15 protein-coding genes are annotated in these 21,068 nt (G+C 40.8%); 12 read left to right on the forward strand and 3 right to left on the reverse strand.

Annotated features, from left to right (window positions below; all coding sequences use genetic code 11):
- Window positions 1–27 precede the first annotated feature (27 nt).
- The 9 genes from NAG76_10020 to NAG76_10060 all read left to right on the forward strand — a co-directional run bounded on the left by NAG76_10020 (window position 28) and on the right by NAG76_10060 (window position 12,427).
- Window positions 28–1,077, forward strand: coding sequence for an S-layer homology domain-containing protein (locus NAG76_10020; protein ID URN96526.1), 1,050 nt, complete (start codon window positions 28–30; stop codon window positions 1,075–1,077).
- 216 nt (window positions 1,078–1,293) lie between these two features.
- Window positions 1,294–2,709 (forward strand): NAD-dependent malic enzyme, encoded by a 1,416-nt coding sequence (locus NAG76_10025; protein URN96527.1) that lies wholly within the window; start codon window positions 1,294–1,296, stop codon window positions 2,707–2,709.
- A gap of 652 nt (window positions 2,710–3,361) precedes the next feature.
- Window positions 3,362–5,167 carry a histidine kinase gene (locus tag NAG76_10030; protein ID URN96528.1) on the forward strand — a complete coding sequence of 602 codons (1,806 nt, stop codon included), beginning with the start codon at window positions 3,362–3,364 and terminating at the stop codon, window positions 5,165–5,167.
- A 21-nt stretch (window positions 5,168–5,188) separates the two neighbouring features.
- On the forward strand, window positions 5,189–6,334 hold the full coding sequence (locus NAG76_10035) for a response regulator (GenBank protein URN96529.1): 1,146 nt from the start codon (window positions 5,189–5,191) through the stop codon (window positions 6,332–6,334).
- A 144-nt stretch (window positions 6,335–6,478) separates the two neighbouring features.
- On the forward strand, window positions 6,479–7,789 hold the full coding sequence (locus tag NAG76_10040; protein URN96530.1) for an extracellular solute-binding protein: 1,311 nt from the start codon (window positions 6,479–6,481) through the stop codon (window positions 7,787–7,789).
- A gap of 147 nt (window positions 7,790–7,936) precedes the next feature.
- The gene (locus NAG76_10045) at window positions 7,937–8,821 is read left to right on the forward strand and encodes a sugar ABC transporter permease (protein URN96531.1); all 885 of its coding nucleotides are present in this window, start codon (window positions 7,937–7,939) and stop codon (window positions 8,819–8,821) included.
- Complete coding sequence (locus NAG76_10050) at window positions 8,818–9,645, forward strand: carbohydrate ABC transporter permease (protein ID URN96532.1); 828 nt, start codon at window positions 8,818–8,820, stop codon at window positions 9,643–9,645. The genes NAG76_10045 and NAG76_10050 overlap by 4 nt, the downstream gene beginning before the upstream one ends.
- A gap of 324 nt (window positions 9,646–9,969) precedes the next feature.
- Window positions 9,970–11,271, forward strand: a complete 1,302-nt coding sequence (locus NAG76_10055) for a TRAP transporter large permease subunit (GenBank protein ID URN96533.1) — start codon at window positions 9,970–9,972, stop codon at window positions 11,269–11,271.
- A 19-nt stretch (window positions 11,272–11,290) separates the two neighbouring features.
- Window positions 11,291–12,427, forward strand: coding sequence for a glycerate kinase (locus tag NAG76_10060; protein URN96534.1), 1,137 nt, complete (start codon window positions 11,291–11,293; stop codon window positions 12,425–12,427).
- Window positions 12,428–12,466: 39 nt separating this feature from the next.
- Here NAG76_10060 and NAG76_10065 read toward each other — a convergent pair whose 3' ends face one another.
- Entirely contained in the window at window positions 12,467–13,492 is a 1,026-nt protein-coding gene (locus NAG76_10065) for a helix-turn-helix domain-containing protein (GenBank protein URN96535.1), read from the reverse strand.
- 338 nt (window positions 13,493–13,830) lie between these two features.
- On the opposite strand from NAG76_10065, the gene NAG76_10070 reads away from it, so the two are divergent.
- Both NAG76_10070 and NAG76_10075 read left to right on the forward strand, forming a co-directional pair.
- Entirely contained in the window at window positions 13,831–14,568 is a 738-nt protein-coding gene (locus tag NAG76_10070; protein ID URN96536.1) for a DUF975 family protein, read from the forward strand.
- A gap of 331 nt (window positions 14,569–14,899) precedes the next feature.
- Window positions 14,900–16,153: an MFS transporter gene (locus NAG76_10075; GenBank protein ID URN96537.1), complete on the forward strand. Its 1,254-nt coding sequence runs from the start codon at window positions 14,900–14,902 to the stop codon at window positions 16,151–16,153.
- A gap of 171 nt (window positions 16,154–16,324) precedes the next feature.
- On the opposite strand, the gene NAG76_10080 is transcribed toward NAG76_10075, so the two are convergent.
- Window positions 16,325–17,479, reverse strand: coding sequence for an MFS transporter (locus tag NAG76_10080; GenBank protein URN96810.1), 1,155 nt, complete (start codon window positions 17,477–17,479; stop codon window positions 16,325–16,327).
- Between the two features lie 369 nt (window positions 17,480–17,848).
- Between NAG76_10080 and NAG76_10085 the strand changes: the two genes are divergently transcribed.
- Window positions 17,849–18,430, forward strand: a complete 582-nt coding sequence (locus NAG76_10085) for a TetR/AcrR family transcriptional regulator (GenBank protein ID URN96538.1) — start codon at window positions 17,849–17,851, stop codon at window positions 18,428–18,430.
- Window positions 18,431–18,755: 325 nt separating this feature from the next.
- Here the strand turns inward: NAG76_10085 and NAG76_10090 are convergent, their stop codons facing one another.
- Window positions 18,756–21,068, reverse strand: coding sequence for a fibronectin type III domain-containing protein (locus tag NAG76_10090; GenBank protein URN96539.1), 2,313 nt, complete (start codon window positions 21,066–21,068; stop codon window positions 18,756–18,758).

Below are 21,068 nucleotides of genomic sequence, written 5' to 3' on the forward strand. Positions count from 1 at the left end.
ATTCTAAGAACAAGGGAGACGATTCAATTGAAGATTCAAAAATTGGGGTTGCTGCTGTCCAAGCTTTTGTTGTCTATGCTTCTGCTATTTACGATGCTGCCGATCATAGCGAACGCTGAGGTAAATCCCTCTTTTTCATTAAGCAGCTCTATCAGCAATGCAAAAATTGGCGATGAAGTGGTAGTCAATGTTGAAGGCCATAACGTGAAGAACATTTTTGGATATGAACTTCGACTATCCTACGACTCTAATGTATTAAAATTCCGTCAAGCATCTACTACTTGGGAAGGCTTTACGGTCCCATCGATTGTTGAGGATGGGAATATTATATTCGCGCATACTAGGGTTGGCAATGCTGCGGGCGAAAGCGGCGATGTACACTTTGCCTCATTGCGATTCGAAGCTATAAGTCAAGGCGATGCTTCCATTCAATTAAAGCGCGTCAAGCTGGTTGACGACGGTGGTAGCAGTGCAACATATGAACTTGGTCAATCGTTGAAGGTCGCCATTTCGGGTAACTATCTTGATACGAAAGGCCATTGGGCAGATGAGAACATTGTAAGGGCGACGGCAATGGGGTGGATTAAAGGATATCCAGATGGCACATTCGCTCCAAACAAGGAGGTTACTCGGGCTGAATTCACCACAATGCTTTCAAGAGCGCTGGCTTTGTCTTCTCCAACTGACCAAGCACAGACATTTGAAGATGATGAACAAATTCCACAGTTTGCAAAATCCCATATATCGCAAGCAGTTGCTGCTGGATTGGTGAAAGGGTATGATGACGCCACGTTCAGACCTTCCCATTGGATTAACCGCTCTGAGATGACTGTCATGCTCGTGCGTGTATTAGGGTACGACAAGTTGAATAATTCGAGTCCGACACTCACCTATGATGATGCAGAACAAGTTCCAGAGTGGGCTTACTCAGCCATTGCAACAGCTACGGATATGGGCATAGTCAAGGGAAGGGGCAAGAATAAATTTGCTCCAAGCGGTTACTCGACCAGAGCCGAAGCTGTTACCTTGATATTGAGAATAATAGACCATATTGCCTCAACGTCTAAAGTCAACTGATATTGAATGGTTCACCCAATAGCCTGTCTATAACAATGACATTTAGCAGGGTTAGTCTTGTTACAGACAGGCTATACATAGTTACAGTCTGGATATTGCCTAAGACTACTTTATCAGATTCAAAGGTTATAATTTTCACCGTAACCGTGTTCATCCGACAAGAAGCCTGGCAGCGGACACAGTAGTACGAAAATAAATTTATGAAGGAGAAATTCCATGTCTGTAAGTACGACGGTCATTTTACGACTAGAAATGGATAAAAATGCAGTGACGTTTGGAGAAATTGTTAATGCGATTAGCCAAGCAAGTGGAGATGTTGTTGCAATAGATGTAATTTCATCAGGTAAGCATATGACGACTCGAGACATTACGGTCAATGTATCTGATAGTTCTTTTCAGCATGTACTTGATTCGGTTAAAAGCTTACCCCATGTTCGATTAATTAATGTGTCTGACAGTATTTTTCTTGCTCATCTAGGTGGAAAAATCAGTGTGGAGCCAAAAACACGTATTAAAAATAGAAGTGATCTATCAAAAGTATATACGCCCGGTGTTGCAAGAGTGTGTAAAGCGATAGAAGAAAATCCTGAGAAAGCCTTCTCATTAACAATTAAACGTAATACTGTTGCCGTTGTGACGGATGGTACTGCTGTACTTGGGCTTGGTAATATTGGTCCGCTTGCAGCGATTCCTGTTATGGAAGGTAAGGCGATGCTGTTTAAACAGCTAGCGGATGTTGATGCATTTCCTATCTGCTTAGATACACAGGATACTGAGCAATTGATTACAGCGATTAAGCAATTAGCTCCCATTTTTGGTGGGATTAATTTGGAAGACATAAGCTCGCCGCGCTGTTTCGAAATAGAAAAGAGATTGTCTGCAGAGCTAGATATTCCAGTATTTCACGATGATCAGCACGGAACAGCCGTTGTAGTACTAGCAGGCTTAATTAATGCTCTAAAAGTAGTAGGTAAATCAATAGAAAATATTAAAATTGTTGTGAATGGAATTGGCGCTGCTGGCGCTGCTTGCTGCAAAATGCTGTTGGCAGCAGGTGTACAGCATCTAGTCGCAGTAGATCGGCATGGTGCACTAAATCCGCAAGAAACCTATGACAATCCAATGTGGCGGTGGTTATCCAAGCAGCCACAATTACATTACGTGGCGGGTGGTTTGTTGGAAGCGATGGACAATGCTGATGTATTTATCGGCGTTTCTCAGGCTGGTGTTTTAACAGTAGAACATATAGAAAAAATGGCTGCCGAAGCGATCGTATTTGCCATGGCCAATCCAGAGCCAGAGATTGAGCCAGACATTGCCGAACCACTAGTGCGCGTGATTGCAACAGGGCGCAGCGATTATCCGAATCAGATTAACAATGTGCTTTGTTTTCCCGGCATATTTCGCGGTGCCCTTGATTGTAGAGCAACAACTATTAATGAAGAAATGAAATTAGCCGCTGCTGTTGCTATCGCCTCAGTTGTAACAGACGATGAACGGAGTGAGCAGTACATTATCCCAAGTATATTCAACGAAAGCGTTGTTGACAAAGTACGCAATGCAGTAATCAGGGCTGCAATTGAAACGAAAGTCTCCCGCCGTATTCCTCTTGAGTACCGTCTTGAACCATAGCAGAGGTACAAAAGCAGTTGGAGGAAAACAAATTTTTTTCCCAACCGCTTCGTGTGCGCTTATCAGCACAATCGATTATGGAGCGACGGTCTATATATCTGGCTGCTGAAAAGTGGAATTTTCTATAATGAGAGTGAGAAGAAGTTTTGTATACGGATAAATAAGTAATGGTAATAAATGGGGTTATAGCATATAAGATAAAAGCCTTTAGCTGATCTGCTAAAGGCTTTTATCTTTTTCATAGATTACATGGGGGTTCAAGTGTTGTCGCTCTTTTGTATATTTAAAAAGATAGTAGACACCTTATATTGTCTTTGCTATTATTTATTAATATTATAGAAAGCGGATTATAGTATAATCAGTGTAGTGGGAAGGGAGCACGAGAAGGATATGCCGATCATTAATTCAAGTATTGGATAAATCGGTAAAAATTATTGTATTCGTCATTGAAAGCGCTTTAATTACATAAAAGACTACGATTACATCAATCATTCTTGAAATGAGAAGAAACAAGCTGATTTGTACGATATTATAAGAACTATGTTTTATATTATAAAACATTTAGAGGTTAAACTAAGATTTGATCAATGTTAAGATGGCGACGACCAACAAATGGTAGTATCAAGATTAGACATGAAAGAGGGGAAGAATGATGAACAACACAATCAGATTTTTAATTCGTTTCCTAACGGGGAAAACCATCATTCGCACGATCATGTTTTCCTATATGGTCTTAAACATGCTGCTCTTATTACTTCTTGGGCTATTATCTGTTCGCGATTCAACTACAAGTCTAACCAAAGAAGTCACTCAATCCAGTTATAAAGTAATGGAACAAGCAGCGCGCGGGCTTAGCTTTAATTTGGAAGAAGCGACTCGCCCACTCGTTCTACTTGCAGGCCATTACTCAGTTAGAAGCTTGATGAGTCCAGGAAGAGAAATGGATATCGGTGGGCGCATTCAGCAAGAGAGGAATATCGCTGACGTAGCATTTGGCGTAACGTCATTGCAATCCATAGTAAGTGATGTATTGATATTGGGTAAAAACGGATATGTGAATAATCTTGATGGCAGAAAATCACTTCGTTGGGATTATCCATTCACCGAACAGACTTGGTTTAAGCAAGCCATTTCAGATACTCCAAATAAAGGTTTTATCTCACTTGGTCTCCATAAGCAGGACTACTACTTAGAAAATAATATTTCAAAATATAACATGCCGACGTTATCAATCGCCCTTCCAGTTAAAGATTACACACTTAAAACTATCGGGGTTGTCATCGCGAATGTGGATTTAGCCAAAATCAACGGAATGTTTGAATTAAGCTCCTATCAAAACAATGAAAGTATTTTTATGATCGATAATCAGCAGATCATTATCGCCCATAAAGATGGTGCTGCAATTGGCACAAGACTTCACTTTACAGGTGTTGAGCATATTTATGAACGTGATTCGGGAAGTTTCGTTACCTTGCTCGATGGTAGGGAGACGCTTGTCATTTTCCACGCTACTTCTGTTAAAGGTTGGAGAATGATCTCGACTATTCCAATGTCGGTCATTAAAGGACAAGCAGACTCACTGAAATCAAATTTGATCGGATTCATTTGTCTTTTTTTATTTCTCAATATTCTAATATCCATCTTAATTACGGCCCGAATATCCCGCCCATTTGGACGACTTCTCTCAACGTTGGACAAAATTGGGGAAGACAGTATTTATATTATTAAGAATAAATATAAGTATCGCGAACTGAATTTGATAAGTGATAAATTTAGAGAACTGGTCATCCGGATCGAATCGTTGGTCAAGCAAAATTATCAATCCGATATTGCATTGAAAGAAGTAGAACTCAAAACGCTGCAGTCCCAGATTAATCCACACTTTCTATTCAACACGTTGCAGTTGTTGCAAACCGAAATTGTATGTGGCAGCACTGAGGACTCCAACCACCTAGTGTTGTCATTGAGCAGTCTATTAAGATATTCCATGAAGCAATCAGAAGAGATGGTGGAACTCGAACAGGAAATTCAGAACGTCAGGGATTACCTATATATTGTGAACAAAAAATATGACGATCGAATTGACATCGAGTTTCTTATTCAAGACGAGGCGATTCTTAAAAACAGAACGATCAAGCTGATCCTGCAACCACTTGTTGAAAACGTCATCTTTCACGGATTTGGCGAGAACCCACAGTCGGCAAAAATGACGATTAGGGTTATGAAAGTCAAGAAGGGAATGATGATCGTTATCCAAGACAATGGTAAAGGCATATCGAAGAGCAGAAGCCGTCAATTGGCCAGACAACTGAAACAACAAGACTTTAGGGGCGAGAGCATAGGTCTATTCAACGTCAATCAGCGTATCCGATTAAAATTTGGACCTGATTACGGTCTGAAGATTAGAAGCAGGCAAGGGATATTTACAACGGTATATATCGTGTTGCCCATAACATAACATCTTCGGGAGGGAGCGAGTATGAAGTTACTTATTGTGGACGATCAATTATCTTTGCATAGATATTTAGATAAAGTAATGGATTGGGGGGAACTGGGGTTTTCTGAGGTGCAACATGCATATAACGGAGAAGAAGCAACCAAGATGATCGAAACCTTCCGTCCCGACCTGTTGATCATGGATATTCATATGCCGTTGCTTGATGGGATCGAATCGTTGAAGCGGATTCAACATTTTGAAAAAATTCCACGTACAATCATTTTAAGTGCGTACGATCAATTCAATTATGCCAAGGAAGCAATTCGGCTTCAAGTTTCCCAGTACCTGTTAAAACCAGTCGATGCCGAATTGCTTAGGGACGCTTTGCGCGAGCTGATTCAACAATCCATATCGGATGCTCAGCAATCGATACGCAGCGAACTTGATCGAACGATATACTCTGGACAGATCGAAGTAGATTCGTTAATAAAATTCCAAGATGGTCTAGAATCTCTCTCTATCCATCGTTTTGCTATTATGACATTCGAAGACAGTGTACCATCGGAAAATGATTATTCCTGTTTGCTGCAAGAGCATGCGGCCATTAGAATCCACTCTGTTATGTGTTATAAAAAACCTAAGGAGCAAGTGGTGCTAGTTGGTGGGGGAAATGATCTAACTAACAGTCAATTACGGAAGTTTCGTATATCTGTAATGGAAAAAGTAGAGGCTTCAACACCAGCATACACATTATCTGTGGGAATCAGTTCCATTGCCCAAGATGCTGCGTCTCTGCCGCAGCTAATTGCCGAGAGCACACGAGCAATAAGATCACCTGCTTCAGAAAATATTTCTAAGCTTCAGGATGCCGTGTGGCGGATTAAACCGTATGTAGAAAGCGGATATCAAGAGGATTTATCTTTGCAATCAGTAGCAGATCTCTTTGAAATAGACAAGTATCAATTAAGCCGTGCGTTCAAACAGGAATTCGGAGTGAACTATTGGGCTTATGTGACTCAAGTGCGGATGAATAAAGCCGCAGAACTGCTTGTTGCAACGAATTGGAAGAACAATCACATCTCAGAACATACTGGTTTTTTGGATGAGAGCCACTTTAGCCGCGCTTTCAAGAAGCATTTTGGTGTTACACCTAAAGAGTTCCGCGCTTCATCCATTCGTCCAAATTAACTGAATATGCTACAAGTGCAACATTTGGCAACAAATGATGCAACAATATGAATTCAAATTAAAGGGAGCTCATATTACACTCAATATGTAAGTGCTTACAACAAGTGCTTATTACAAAATAAGATTACATGGGGGTAGTCAATTATGAAGAAAACGTCTCTGTTGCTATTAATCACTGTCCTATGTTTGTCAGTTGTGCTCGCTGCATGCGGTAGTAACAACAAGAACAGCAATACAGGTAACACGAGCAATGAAGGTTCGACCAACAATGCTGCAAAGGGAGAAAGCGAACCTAAACCAGTAAAGCTAAGTATTCTTGCCTGGAACAATGAAAAAGAAATGAAACCTCTTATTGACGGATTTAAAGCGAAATATCCGCATATAACATTCGATTTTCAATTTGTTCCACCGGTAACAGATTACATAGCTAAGTTGCAGACAATGTTGTTATCTGATACGGCGCCTGATATTTTCATGATCGCCGCAGAAAACCGCAACGAGATTATGGATGGCGGTTATGCACTCGATTTAACTGACGAGCCATTCATGTCCGTTATGCTGGACAGCAACAAATCGATGGTCAGCAAAGATGGGAGAACGTATGCCTTTTCCCAAAGCGGATGGGCAGGTGGCCTGTTTTATAACAAACAATTGTTCCAAGAAGCCGGCATCACTCAATTGCCTCAAACATGGGATGAGTTCATTGAGGCTAGCTTGAAGCTAAAAGAAATTGGCGTCATTCCGCTTTATGACAAAATGACGGATATTACTATTATTCATTCGGCCTTGTTTGGAAGCAACGTACTTTCGAAAGACCCAACATTTGACGAGAAGCTGTTTAAGGGCGAAGCAACATTCGCTGAAGGCTGGACTGAAGTGTTAACGATGTGGAAGGAAGGGCTTATCGATAATGAAATATTGACGCCAGACATGATCGGAATGACAAGTGACCAACTTATGAACGAGTTCGCCCTTGGTAAAGTCGCTATGTTCCCGGGCGGACCTTGGAACATAGGTCCAGTTGAAGAAATAAACCCGGATCTTGAATTTGAGATCATGTCGATTCCGGGTAAAGAACCTGGAAACAACTATTACAACGGTGCTCCTGGTGTAGGTTTTGCTGTCAACAGTAAAACGAAAAACAAGGAAGAAGCTCTTCTGTTTCTTGAGTATATGACAACCCAAGAAGGCCTGAAGCAATTCGAGGAAGGTACAGGCGGCATAATTACGGTTCACGGCTATGAAAGCGTAGTACATCCGGCATATGAACCTGCCTATAGAGATGGACTTATGACAGGGAAAATTTATTTGCCAATGGTATCATGGAACAGGCATCAAGAAGCGTTACGCGTCCAATTCCTTGTATCATTTCAAGATATAGCAGTTAACAAAATAACACCTGAGCAAGCTACGGCTTCACTGGATAATAAACTGAAGGAAATGGATAATAAATAATAATCGGAGTTAGGTGAAGTAGAGGGTAAAGGGAAACCTACTCCCTCTATTCAACCCTATACACTCTAGTCCATATTATATAGGTGCTTCTGATTCAAATTTATCTACTACCGACATAAGCAATCAAAGTTTTAAAGGAGGCAAATTATGGCCAAATATGTTCGTCAACTACAGTATCTTTTGTTTTTGCTTCCGATTCTAGCTATATACTCATTGTTTACGATCTATCCGCTGATCAAATCGTTTTTCTTAAGCTTTACTAATTTTGACGGATATACGAAGGCATATGATTTTGTTGGCTTGAAAAATTATGTGCGGATCTTTGTTGATGATGCCATTACATCCGCCATTTCCTATACGTTATTTTTTACATTTGGTAAAGCTTTACTTGTTACTTTATTAGCAATCCCGCTTGCTATGATATTGGATCAAAAGTTTTTAACGAGAAATATCCATCGGGCTATTTTTTTCTTCCCTTCGATTCCAAGCGGCTTGCTGCTTGCCTATATTTGGGGATTTATCCTTGCACCGATTAGTTCAGGTATATTGAACACCGTCCTTAGAGAGTTGTTTAATATCGGCCCTCAGCCTTGGCTGGCCGACCCGTTACTAGCGAAACTTTCTACGATCGTCGTGGCAACATGGGCGATAACAGGGTGGCACGCAGTGTTGTATTTGGCGTTTCTGCAATCCATTCCGAAAGATTACTACGAAGCAGCCTCTATAGATGGGGCGAACCGTTTACAGCAAATCAGATTTATAACTATTCCGCTGCTCGCACCTGCGATGACGGTCAGTGTTATGTTGCTGCTTACCGGCGGTCTCAAAGTTTTTGAGATTCCATTTGCATTGACAAAGGGCGGGCCAGGCTATGAAACTTACTCGATAACTCAGGTAATTGTACAAAGGGGAATTTCTGAAACACAGTACGGTCTAGCATCGGCAATGTCTATCGTCTTTTTCGTAATTGTATTGGCGATAGCGATCTTCCAAGTTACAGTAATGCAACGAAGGGAGCAGGGCTTACAATGACAAAAACTTCTGAAAAACGGTTATGGATTATAGACGTATTGATGCTCCCTGCCGGATTGATTGCGTTTTTCCCATTTTATATGATCATTGTCAACACATTTAAAACGATGCAAGATGCTGCAAAAAGTCCTATGGCTCTCCCTTCGAAGTGGATTTTCACAAACTATGTTCAGGTTTTTCAGGAAACATCGATCATACGCAGCTTTTGGAATAGTCTTACAATCACCACCTTTTCTGTGGTATTGATTGTTTTAATTGGTGCGATGGCGGCATACCCGATAGTTTTCAATGCAAATCGACTAACAAGGTTTGCTATGCTTTATTTGCTTGCCGGATTTATGATTCCTTTCCAAACGACACTCATTCCTTTATTCCAACTGATGAGTGATTTGCGCCTGATCGACAAAATATACGGTTTAATTATTCTTTATATGAGCGGATCTGTATTCGTCTTCTTCCTAATGATGGGATATATGAAGTCGATTCCGCGGGAGCTACCCGAAGCGGCCGTCATTGATGGTTGCAGCGTATGGGGCATCTTCTGGCGAATCATCTTTCCACTGCTTAAGCCCATTACGATTACGAGTATTATTTTTCAAACGATGTGGATATGGAACGACTTTTTAGCACCTATGCTGTTCTTGAATTCATCCTCTAAATCGACACTTGTTCTGCAAATATATAGAGCCAAAAGCGAATTTACCGTAAATTGGCCGATGTTCATGACACTTACGGTTATCACATTGGTGCCGATATTTATCTTCTTTATTATTATGCAAAAGCATATCGTTAAGGGGATCGCCGCCGGCGCTGTTAAAGGCTAAAACAGGCTAAAACATACTCAAGCCAATTCATATTTAATCCTTTGGGTTCGATCCCAAAGGATTTTTTTCAATATCAAAAACTAAACTTTTTAGTAGAGTTGGTTAACATATAATTATCATTAATTTCTTTTAGGATACAGCTAATAAGCCGGAATCACGCGAATTGATCTACATTCTTATTGTGCACATGCACAGAAATATTCGTTGGTTTATCAATTGTTACTATGACAGTTCGGATCTATACTGAAAACGTATTCATAAAGTTAATTAACGAAAAAAAGTAATTAATGAAAACGCATTCTAACATCTAGGGGAGGACATCATATGACAGCAGCAATGGATATTAGCTGGATTGGTGCATTAGCTGGTTTAGCTCTTGCAATCGCTTTAATTCTACTTAGACTTGCACCCACATATGCACTAATTTTAGGAGCAATTATTGGGGGATTTATAGGTGGAGCAGATTTCTCAGAGGTACTTAGCATTCTTATTTCAGGTACACAAAGTGTTCAAGGAACAGTTATTCGTATTATAGCTGCAGGAGTTTTTGCTGGTGTTATGATGGAATCAGGAGCAGCAGAGACGATCGCCAAAGTTATTGTAGATAAACTTGGTGGTACAAAGGCAATGTTATCACTTGCTTTAGCAACAATGGTTATTACAGCAGTAGGTGTTTTCATCCCAGTAGCCGTTCTAATTGTTGCACCTATTGCACTTACTGTAGGGCATAAAATGGGTTATTCTAAAATTGCAATTTTAGTTGCACTATCTGGTGGCGGTAAAGCGGGTAACATTATATCGCCCAATCCTAATACCATTGCAGCAGCAGGTGGATTTGATTTAGATGTTAATCAGGTGATGCTAGGTGGTATCGTGCCTGCGATTTTCGGATTACTGGTAGCCGTATTATTAGCATCCGCTTTAAAATACAAGGGAACAAAGATAACAGATGAAGAATCAAAAGAATTAGAAAAAAATAGTGTTGATCATTTGCCTACATTATCTAAAGCGTTAATAGCTCCAGTCATTGCGATTGTTCTACTAATGGTTAGTCCAGTTGGTGCAATCCTTGGTATAGATTTTCTTGAAGCGATTAAAATTGATTCCTTATTTATATTACCATTTGCCGGAATTTTAGGTTCTGTAGCACTAGGAAAGTCAAAACAGATTATGAATTATTGTTCAGCTGGATTAAATCGTATGACACCAACGATTCTTATTATTATAGGTGCGGGTGCAATTGGTGGTCTGATCACAGCATCCACCTTACCTACTGCGGTAGTTAATCTTGTAGAAACATCAGGTATTTCTGGTACATTCCTTGCTCCAATTGCAGGGATGTTAATGGCAGCAGCAACAGCATCTACATCAACAGGTGTTATTCTTGCAACAGGTTCATTCTCAAGTGCGATCTTGAATACAGGTGTAACGCCATTGTCAGCTGCTGTTATGACTCATACAGGTGCTACAGTAATTGATCACCTGCCACATGGTACGTACTTTCACGTTACACGTAATGCGATGGGCATGAGTATGAAAGATCGTATGAAAGTTGTACTTTATGAGAGTTTAGTCGGTTTAACGATGACAATAGTCGCGATCATTTTATTTGGATTTATGTTATAGAAGCGGAGGTAATTGATTTATGGGGAAATTATTCATGTTGGCACCAGACTCCTTTAAAGAAAGTATGACAGCTAAAGAAGTATGTGATGCAATGGAGATAGGTATTAGAAAAGCTATACCTGATGCAACATTTATTCATGTACCGATGGCTGATGGTGGAGAAGGTACGGTTCAGTCTTTAATTGATGCAACAGGTGGAGTATTGATTCAGAAGGAAGTTACAGGTCCACTTGGTGTTACTGTACAAGCTCATTATGGTATTTTGGGAGACGGAAAAACTGCTGTCATTGAAATGGCATCAGCTAGTGGAATACATCATGTTACGAAGGAAACGAAAAATCCATTGATTACGACAACATTAGGGACAGGAGAATTGATTAAGGAATGTATTGAAAAGGGTATTACAGATATTATCCTTGGCATTGGTGGTAGTGCAACGAACGATGCTGGTTCAGGAATGGCTAAAGCACTTGGCTATAAATTTTTAGATAAGCAAGGAAATGAGCTTCAGCTTGGTGGTGGATATTTGGGCCAGTTAGATGTAATCGATACGACGAACGTTATTCCACAACTTAAAGAAGTAAATATTATTATTGCATCGGACGTAACAAACCCTTTATGTGGTGAACGTGGAGCTTCTGTAGTATTTGGACCGCAAAAAGGCGCAACACCTGAAATGGTCGAAATATTGGATGCCAATTTACAACACTTTAGCCAAATTGTAAAGCAACAACTTGGTATCGAAATCGCAGATGTACCAGGTGCAGGAGGTGCAGGTGGACTGGGTGCAGGATTAATGGCCTTTACAAACTCTCGAATGAAGAGAGGGGTAGAAATCGTTATAGAATACACCAAACTGGAAGAACAAATGAAAAATGTAGACTACTGCTTTACAGGTGAAGGTGGTATAGATTTTCAAACTAAATTTGGTAAAACACCATATGGTGTAGCTCAGGTCGCGAAACGTGTGAATGAGCAGATCAAGGTCATTGCTCTAGCTGGTCATATAGGTAAGGATGTAGACAGTTTATATGAACATGGATTTGATGCTATATTTGGAATCGTTCCAGGTGCAGCGGAACTAGAAACCTTATTAGCGAGTGGTAAGGAGAATGTGACACGTACAGCAGAGAGTGTTGCTCGATTGTTAACATAAGAATAGAGGATGTTCCTTGAATAAGGGACATCCTTTTTATTATATGCGATAAATGAGCATGAAAATTAGCTCGATGCGATCTAATAGTTTTTTTGGATCTTTACCTGTAATGGAATGAATTTTATTTAAGCGGTAACTCAAAGTATTGCGATGAATCATAAGTTGACTAGCCGTCTCATTCAAGTTTAAGTTACAGCTTAAATAGATCTGAAGTGTATGTATCATTTCCTCATCAAGTTTTAATAATTGCGAAGCAAGATCAATCTGATTGTTATTCTTAAGTGATGTCAACATATCTGCGATAAGCTCACAGTTGGAGTAGTAGATGAGTCGTTCTTCCATATTAAGCCCTCTTAAAATACGAATGGCTGATTTGGCTTGTAAGAAACCTTCGGCTATGGTTTCATTCCATTTACTAACGGATAGAAAAGCTTTTGAATTTTTCATTCTAATTGCTTGTATGATATTATTCAGTTGATTATCATCCTGAATGACGACACATAACGAATATGTTGATATTTTAAAAGTTGAAATATAGTTAGTTATTTGCTCAGAAATTTTAGTGAATGATTCTACATAGAGTACTTGTGACGGTTTGTTGAGCTCAATTTCGTATTGCAAAGCACGTTGAATAAATTCGTTCGTATAGTGGGTGTCGACGTTGATCATAAGATGAAAAAATTCCTGTTTTAGACTATTTTTTGAGGTTTCCTTTTCTAAAGCAATGCTTTGGTTAATTAATAAAATAACGGCAGATTTTAAAAGGTTACCGAAGGGCTTAGTTTCAGCTACCTCCCCACTAATTCCAACTACTCCAACAATCTCACCATTCAAATCAATGGGGACGTTAATACCCTTTTTTGCAAACTCTTCATCTTCATTTATTTCGACGGTATGACCCTGTTTGATTGCCTTTACGGCACCGTGGTGGACTGAACCAATTCTTTTTGGATTGCCACTGCCGATAATAATCCCGGTATGATTCATAATATTAATATTGTAAGGAATGTCCTTCATCATTCTATCCACGATGGTTTGAGCTTGCTTTTTTGATAATTTATACATGTCAGTTCTCCTAAATAAGGTATTATTAATTTTTCCAAAATCGTCTAACAACAAACAATAGTAAGAAATAAGTTTAAACATTAATTCGTTCTCCCTCAATTGTAAACAATCATTAATATTTGATGAATAAAACGATGATAACTAAAGGATCCATAACACGCATATAATGAACTACACGTTAACCGTGTAAGCTACTGAGTTAACTATAATCCAAAGAGAGGTCAACTAAAAAACTGTATATACAATGGTAGAGGGATTATTTCTGTGCTATGCTAGATCAGAATTATAATTTTGGAAATTAATTGAAATAGAAAATGATAATGGAGTGAGGGATTACTATGTGGGATCGAAAAGAGCTGAAACAAAGAGCCAAAGATGTGTTACGGACATCGTACTGGCAGGCATTTCTAGTAAGTATCATTCTTGCATTTGTCGGTGGAGGCAGTAGTTCCCCAAGCTTTAACTTTGGAACATCCCGTTCTTCATACACGGATGTGGATTGGGGGATGCTAGCACCCTTCTTAGTTTTATTTATATTTATTTTTATTGTTATCTTTTTGTTTGCACTTGCGTTTCGTATTTTCCTTGGTTTTCCCCTTGAGGTCGGTTCGATGCGATACTTTAAGCAGGCTGCAGAACATGAAGTGAATCTAAATCATTTAGGGTATGGATTTAACAAGAACAGATATTTGGATATTGTGAAAGCTATGACTTGGAGAGGTCTTCTGAATTTCTTATGGACCTTGCTTCTCATCATTCCTGGTATTATTAAATCCTACGCATACAGTCAAGTGCCATTTATTTTGGCTGACAACCCGAACATTGGGTATAGAAGAGCAGTCGATCTAAGCAATAAAATGACACGGGGACATAAATTTCGTATATTTGTGCTCGATCTAAGCTTCCTTGGCTGGATTCTTCTAGGTTTGTTAGCATTATTCGTCGGCGTCCTATTTGTATTGCCCTATATCAATGCCACGAAGGCTGAACTCTACCTATCATTACGACAGCTAGCATTACAGGATGGTCTGACATCAGAGGAAGAGTTGGGGCTGAACCAGAGACCTCATTATTAATACTTAAATGAGCTAAGCAACTACCTATATCAGTTGTTACAACATATATTTTGACAAGTTTTCTCTAATGAGAGAGCTTGTCTTCTTTTTTAAGTATGTGTACCAATTTTTAATTGTTTGCATTATCGATTATTTACATCCTACATATACTCCTAGTAGTTAAACTTATAATGATAATCTATGCATATATTTGTTGAAAACGTTGTTAATACATATTATAATGCGATTGCAGTTTGCAAATAGGACTAGAAATTTACTTTGGTAGTTACTTTGAATAAGTAAGCCAGGGATCAATGTTGATAGTTTATTTAAATTGGAGGAGTAAGTTAAAGTGACACCAATTACGGATCAAAGTAAGAAAAATTGGAAACGAGATATTATTATCTTTCTGAGCAGTCAAACATTTTCTCTATTTGGCTCTGCACTAGTTCAATATGCGATTATGTGGCATGTTACTCTCACAACACAATCAGGAATGATGATGACGTTATTTATTATTTGCGGGTTCATTCCCACATTTCTATTATCACCATTTGCAGGTGTGTGGGCGGACCGTTTCAATCGAAAATATCTAATTATTATAGCAGATGCCATGATTGCTATTGTTACACTAATTTTAGCTATTACATTTTTGGTGGGATACGAGGAGATATGGTTGTTGTTTGTCATTGCTGCAGTTCGCGCGCTCGGAGCAGGAATTCAAACGCCCGCAGTTGGGGCGATATTACCCCAAATCGTACCAGAAGATAAGCTGACGAAAGTCAATGGAATAAACGGTAGTCTTCAAGCACTGATGATGTTTGTTGCACCTATCGTAAGCGCGTCGTTGCTCACATTCTCAACAATCGAAGTTATTTTATTTATCGATGTTATCACAGCAGCTATAGCGATCTTTACAGTATCTATCTTCTTAAAAATACCGTTGCATAAGAAAGCGATTGATACGCAAACGACCAGTTACATGGATGATTTTAAGCAGGGATTAAACTACATTAAAAACCATAGTTTTCTAAAAACATTTTTTGTGTTCTTCGCGTTTTTCTATGTATTAATGGCTCCGGCTGCATTTTTGACGCCGCTACAAGTGACACGTAGCTTCGGAGATGATTATTGGCGATTGACATCAATTGAAATTGCTTTCTCTGTCGGTATGATGGCGGGCGGTGCAATTATTGCATCATGGGGCGGCTTCCGCAATAAAGTGTATACGATGACTTTTGCGAGTATTATTATGGGCGTTTGTACGATTGCTTTAGGAATTATACCTGTATTTTGGGTCTACCTAGTTATGATGGCTGTATTTGGTGTTGCTATGCCAGTCTTTAATACACCGACGATGGTCATGCTGCAAGAGAAGGTAGACCCTGATTACATGGGTCGCATATTTGGCGTATTCGGTATGATATCAACTTCGATGATGCCAATAGGGATGCTCATATTCGGTCCGCTTGCGGATGTAATCCAGATTGAATGGCTACTTGTTGGAACAGGGTTGTTTACTGTAATATTGTCCATCTTCTTCATTCGAAATAAACGATTGGTTGAGGCTGGGATGCCTTTAATAAAGGAAGCATCACAAGAGTAAGAGTACGAGTAAGAAAACGCTGTGACTTTTTGCTTGAGTCAGTTGCGAGGTAAGGGCTGTGACATGATATTGCCTGTTGGCACATAGTCACGGTCCTTTTTTGTCGTTTCTTACGTGTAGGATCTATTGTTTAATAATTTATCTAATGACATATTAGATAACATTAATTATTCATTTAATGCGACGGGTTAATGCCCAGAAAAGAAGAGCCAAAGCACTGATAATTGCTCCTAACAAGCATACTCCATTCCAACCCGAGTAAGCATAAATACTGGTAGATGCGATTGATCCGGTGGCGCTACCAATGGAATAGAAAATCATGTAACCAGCAGTAATCCTACTGCGAGCTTCAGGGCGCAAATTAAGGATCATGCTCTGGTTGGTAACATGCACGGCTTGTACTGCTAGGTCTAGAAGGATAATACCGACGATTAATGCCAGAAGCGAATGTTGAGTGTAACTTATAGGCAACCATGATATAAGTAACAGAATCAATGCCACCCCTGTGGTCCTCTGCCCGAAACCTCGATCGGCAAGACGACCTGCTCGCGCTGCTGCTAATGCCCCAGTAACTCCAGCGAGACCAAACGCTCCAATCGCAGTATGTGAAAGAGAAAGTGGCGAAGCGCTGAGAGGCAGCACTAGAGAGGTCCATAATATACTGAAAGAAGTAAAAATCATCAAACATAGTGCAGCACGAATTAGCAGGATTCGTTCTTTTGCGAACAACGTGAACATCGAACAAAGAAGCTCTAGGTAGGATAATGATTCTCTTTTGTGCTCAGAATGCGGCAGTATTCTAAACAATACACATGCCACGATTAGCGTTAATACCGCAGAAACTAGATAGACAGAGCGCCAACCTGCTAAATCCGTTAATGTGCCAGCAAAAGTTCGCGCCAGTAGAATACCGATTACGATTCCGCTTGTCACAACACCCACGGTGCGCCCACGTTCAGCTGGGGCAGCTAAATTTGCCGCAAACGCAACGAGCGTCTGTGTCACTACGGCAAGCAATCCAACCGTAGCTATGCCCATGAATAACACCATGCTGGTGGGGGCAATACCAACCACAATCAAAGCCAACACGGATACTAACATCTGTCCAGCGATCAGCCAACGTCGATTTAGTAAATCGCCGAGGGGCACTAGCAATAGCAGTCCAAGTGCGTAACAAATTTGAGTAATTGTAATAACAATGCCGACTGATGAATGAGTAATGCCGAAATCTTTTGAAATAGCATCTAGTAAGGGTTGCGCGTAATATATGTTTGCGACTGCCAGTCCGCAGGCGATTGCAAATAAGAGTGCAACATTGCGAGACATTAAAGATGTGGGCACTGATTCTAATGCTATGAGTGCTTCTTGAGCTGTTTCAACGTGTTTGCCTGTATAATCCACGGTAATGACTTTCGGTTCTTGAACAAACTTTCTCAAAGATAAAGCCTCCTTAAATTTATGCTTAACAGAATAATATAATACCGTTAGGTATGAAATTTATTGATAAATATAACTCTAAAAAAATATAACTGTCAAGAGATTACCGTAGAGGAAAGGTAGGGATGGAGCAATAACTCTTTGTTATTTTAATATTATAAGGGAATTAATAGCTATAAAATCGTAATCTTATTGACAGGGTAATCTTCATACAATAAAATTATATCATACCGTTCGATATGAAAAGAGGGAGATACTATGGCTCGACGACGTGAATTTGATGAGGAAAAGGCTTTGGATGCAGCTATGCAACTATTTTGGGAAAAAGGGTTCGAAGCTACCTCTTTAAGCGACTTAACATCAAGAATGGGTATTCAGCGTCCAAGTATATACTCCACCTTTGGAGACAAGAGAGGATTATTTGAAGCTGCGTTGCGAAAATATACGAGTTCCCATGCTGCTCTTGTTCGTAGCAATCTTCAAAACAAGTCTTCTGTTAAAGAGGCATTCCGTGCATTTTTTGAAAATATGGTGGCAAAAGAATATGAGAAAAGCCCGAATTGGGGGTGTTTTTGCATAAATTCGATGGTGGAACTTGCACCTCATGATGAAAAATTTGAAATTCTCACAAGAGAACATCAGATGTATCTCTCGGTAATATTTCAAGAAACGATTGAACGAGGTTTACGCTCAGGTGAACTTGATACCGATATTAACGCAAAGAGTTTAGCGCAGACACTAGTTATATCGTTAATAGGGCTTACTGTGTTCATGAAATCTCGTCCTGAACAAGTATTTGTTGATAATTGTGTGAAAGAAATACTTTCAATGTTAAGATAGAACCCCAAAATAGGGGAGTAACATGCTGATATCAACAGAAGTAGTACGCTACATTTTTGGAGAAGATTAGTTCTGGTCGAGAGTTAGTTGAGATACACAGTTTTAGTTTTATGGCAGACCGCACAATTGCCCATCAGATTCTTCTTTGCAGAGAAGGCACCTGACAGAATGCCCTCAAATTCGCTCTATAGATGTAAGGAGGAGCATACTTCATGGCTCGTAGTCAACAGGCATTTTAATGGATTATTTAATAAAAAAATGACGCTCCCCCATTAGTAGCATGGAGGGAGCGTCATTGATTATAGATCTGTCGGTTGGATAAATTTTACTTCAGCTTCCACAGGGCAGGAACGTTGGAAGGCTCCCAGCCTAGCAGAGAGGTATGATTCTGTCGGCAGATATAGGTGCTACCGCCGTAGGTCACTTCATCGTCAGTCTTGTAGCTGATGCCTGCAACCCAAGCTGTAGCGTCACCGCCGCTACTGGCGCTGTCGGTCGCCGCTTGGATCGAAGTGCCTGCCGATACGTTGCCCGACGCATCCTTCGCCGTTACTGTAAAAGTGTACGTTGTACCAGCAGACAGGTTGTTAAGTGTCGCGCTCGTTCCCGTCACATTGACGGAAGTGCTACCGTAGCTTACGGTGTAGCCGGTGACACCAGTTGCATCCGTGGATGCTGTCCAGCTCAAGCTAACGCTCGAAGTGGACTTGTTCGTTACTTGTAGATTGCTCGGAGCCGTCGGAGCCGTCATATCATTGCCTCCGCCTGAGCCTGAGCAGTCGCTGATATATTTCCAGACACCAGACGAGCCGCTTAAGTCAGGGCGATCGCCTTGTGTCCACCACTTAGCTTCATACACTTTGCCGTTGTAGGAGATACGCTGCCCTCCTGTGTAAACCGAGCTTGCATTCCATGTAGCTTCCGTACAGGTGTTGCCGTTACCTCCGGAGCTGTCGGTCGTCGCTTGAACCGTAGCTGCCGCGGATAAGTTGCCCGCCGCATCCTTCGCTGTTACCGTGAAAGTATATGTTGTGCCGGCAGACAGACCATTAATAGTTGCGTTCGTGCCCGTTACGTTTACCGATGTGCCACCATACGACACGGTATAACCGGTCACGCCCACATTGTCCGTGGATGCCGTCCAGCTCAGGTTGACACTGGAAGTGGACTTACCCGTTACTTGTAGGTTGGTTGGTACAGTCGGTGCAATTGTATCTACAGGTGGGAGAACCGTTTTCACCGTCACGGCATTGCTTGCATTCGACAGGTTGCCTGCCGCATCTCTTGCTTTTACCGTAAAGGTATAATCCGTGTTCGCCGCAAGCCCGTTGATCGTTGCGGTTGTGCCGCTGACGTTCACAGTGGAATTACCGAACGACACCGTATACCCCGTTACGCCCACATTGTCCGTCGAAGCATTCCATGCTAGGCTAACGCTGTTTGTCGTGACGTTCGTCGAACGTAGGTTGCCAGGAATTGTTGGTGCTGTCGTATCTCCGCCACCATTACCACCGCTGTATTGATCCAAGTACGTCCGATGATTGCTAGAGAACTCAAAGTTGTTGAATTTATCCCAGTTAATAGACCAAGTCATCAGACCTCTCATACCGGGATGAGGACCATTTTGCAACTGGTAGGAACCTCCGAACGACTTGCCTTTCATTAAGTAGTCTAACGCTTTTTGAACCTCCGCCACACCAGTAAAACCTCCGCCAGCATTCACATTCGCTGGTAGACCAATAACTACTTGATCTGAGCGAAGTGCCGGGAACATTTGATTGTTATTTCCAGCAACCGGGAATCCGTTCAACATCATGTCAGCCATTGCGACATGGAAATCGGCATTGCCCATCGGATAGGATATGCCGTCTAAACCTTTAATTGGGCCAGAGTTATAGTGTTGGACTTGCAACCAATCTAGAATATCCAATAATCCATAGATGACGGGTAAATAAGAGCCGGCTCGATTGTCGCAGCTTAAACAGCTCCCACCATAGAATGAATATCCGAGTTGAACAAAAAATGTTTCTGGCGCCATCGTCAGCATAAAGTCATCGCCAAACGAGGTATGAAGCTCTCGAACTGCAGAAATCACATTGGTGATTACCGGCGTTGTGGGATTGCGAAAATCGCTGTCTCCTGGGTTTAAGTAGAAGGAGTGTCCTTCAAAGTCAATATCGAGCCCATTAAAGCCGTATTTGGATATAATACTCTTCATGGATGAGACGAAATTGGTGCGGGCTTGATCATTAATCAACTGCACTTGACCGTTCGCACCGCCGATCGAAATGATGACCTTCTTGCCAAGGCTTTGCAAATACTGAATGTCCGAGATGAATTCGTTATCTGTAGCGTTATATGGTGCGAATCCAATAGTTCCTCCCTGTGGGCCGTTCGTCGGCTCCGCAAACGATACGTTAATCACGTCGAAATCTGGCGATACATCGCGCAAACGAATTTTGCCCGATCCGTTATCAAAATTATGCCAATATCCAACGATAATTTTCTTATCGGCTGGGAGTGGTGCTGCCGAAGCATTTGGAGCTGTTGATAAGAACATGGATATGATGAGTGCCAATACGAGTGTAACGCTGATTAGTTGTCCAAAGGGGCGATGTGCGTTCTTACGTGTGTACAT

The organism is Candidatus Pristimantibacillus lignocellulolyticus, from assembly GCA_023639215.1.
GTDB classification, from domain to species: Bacteria; Bacillota; Bacilli; order Paenibacillales; family Paenibacillaceae; genus Pristimantibacillus; species Pristimantibacillus lignocellulolyticus.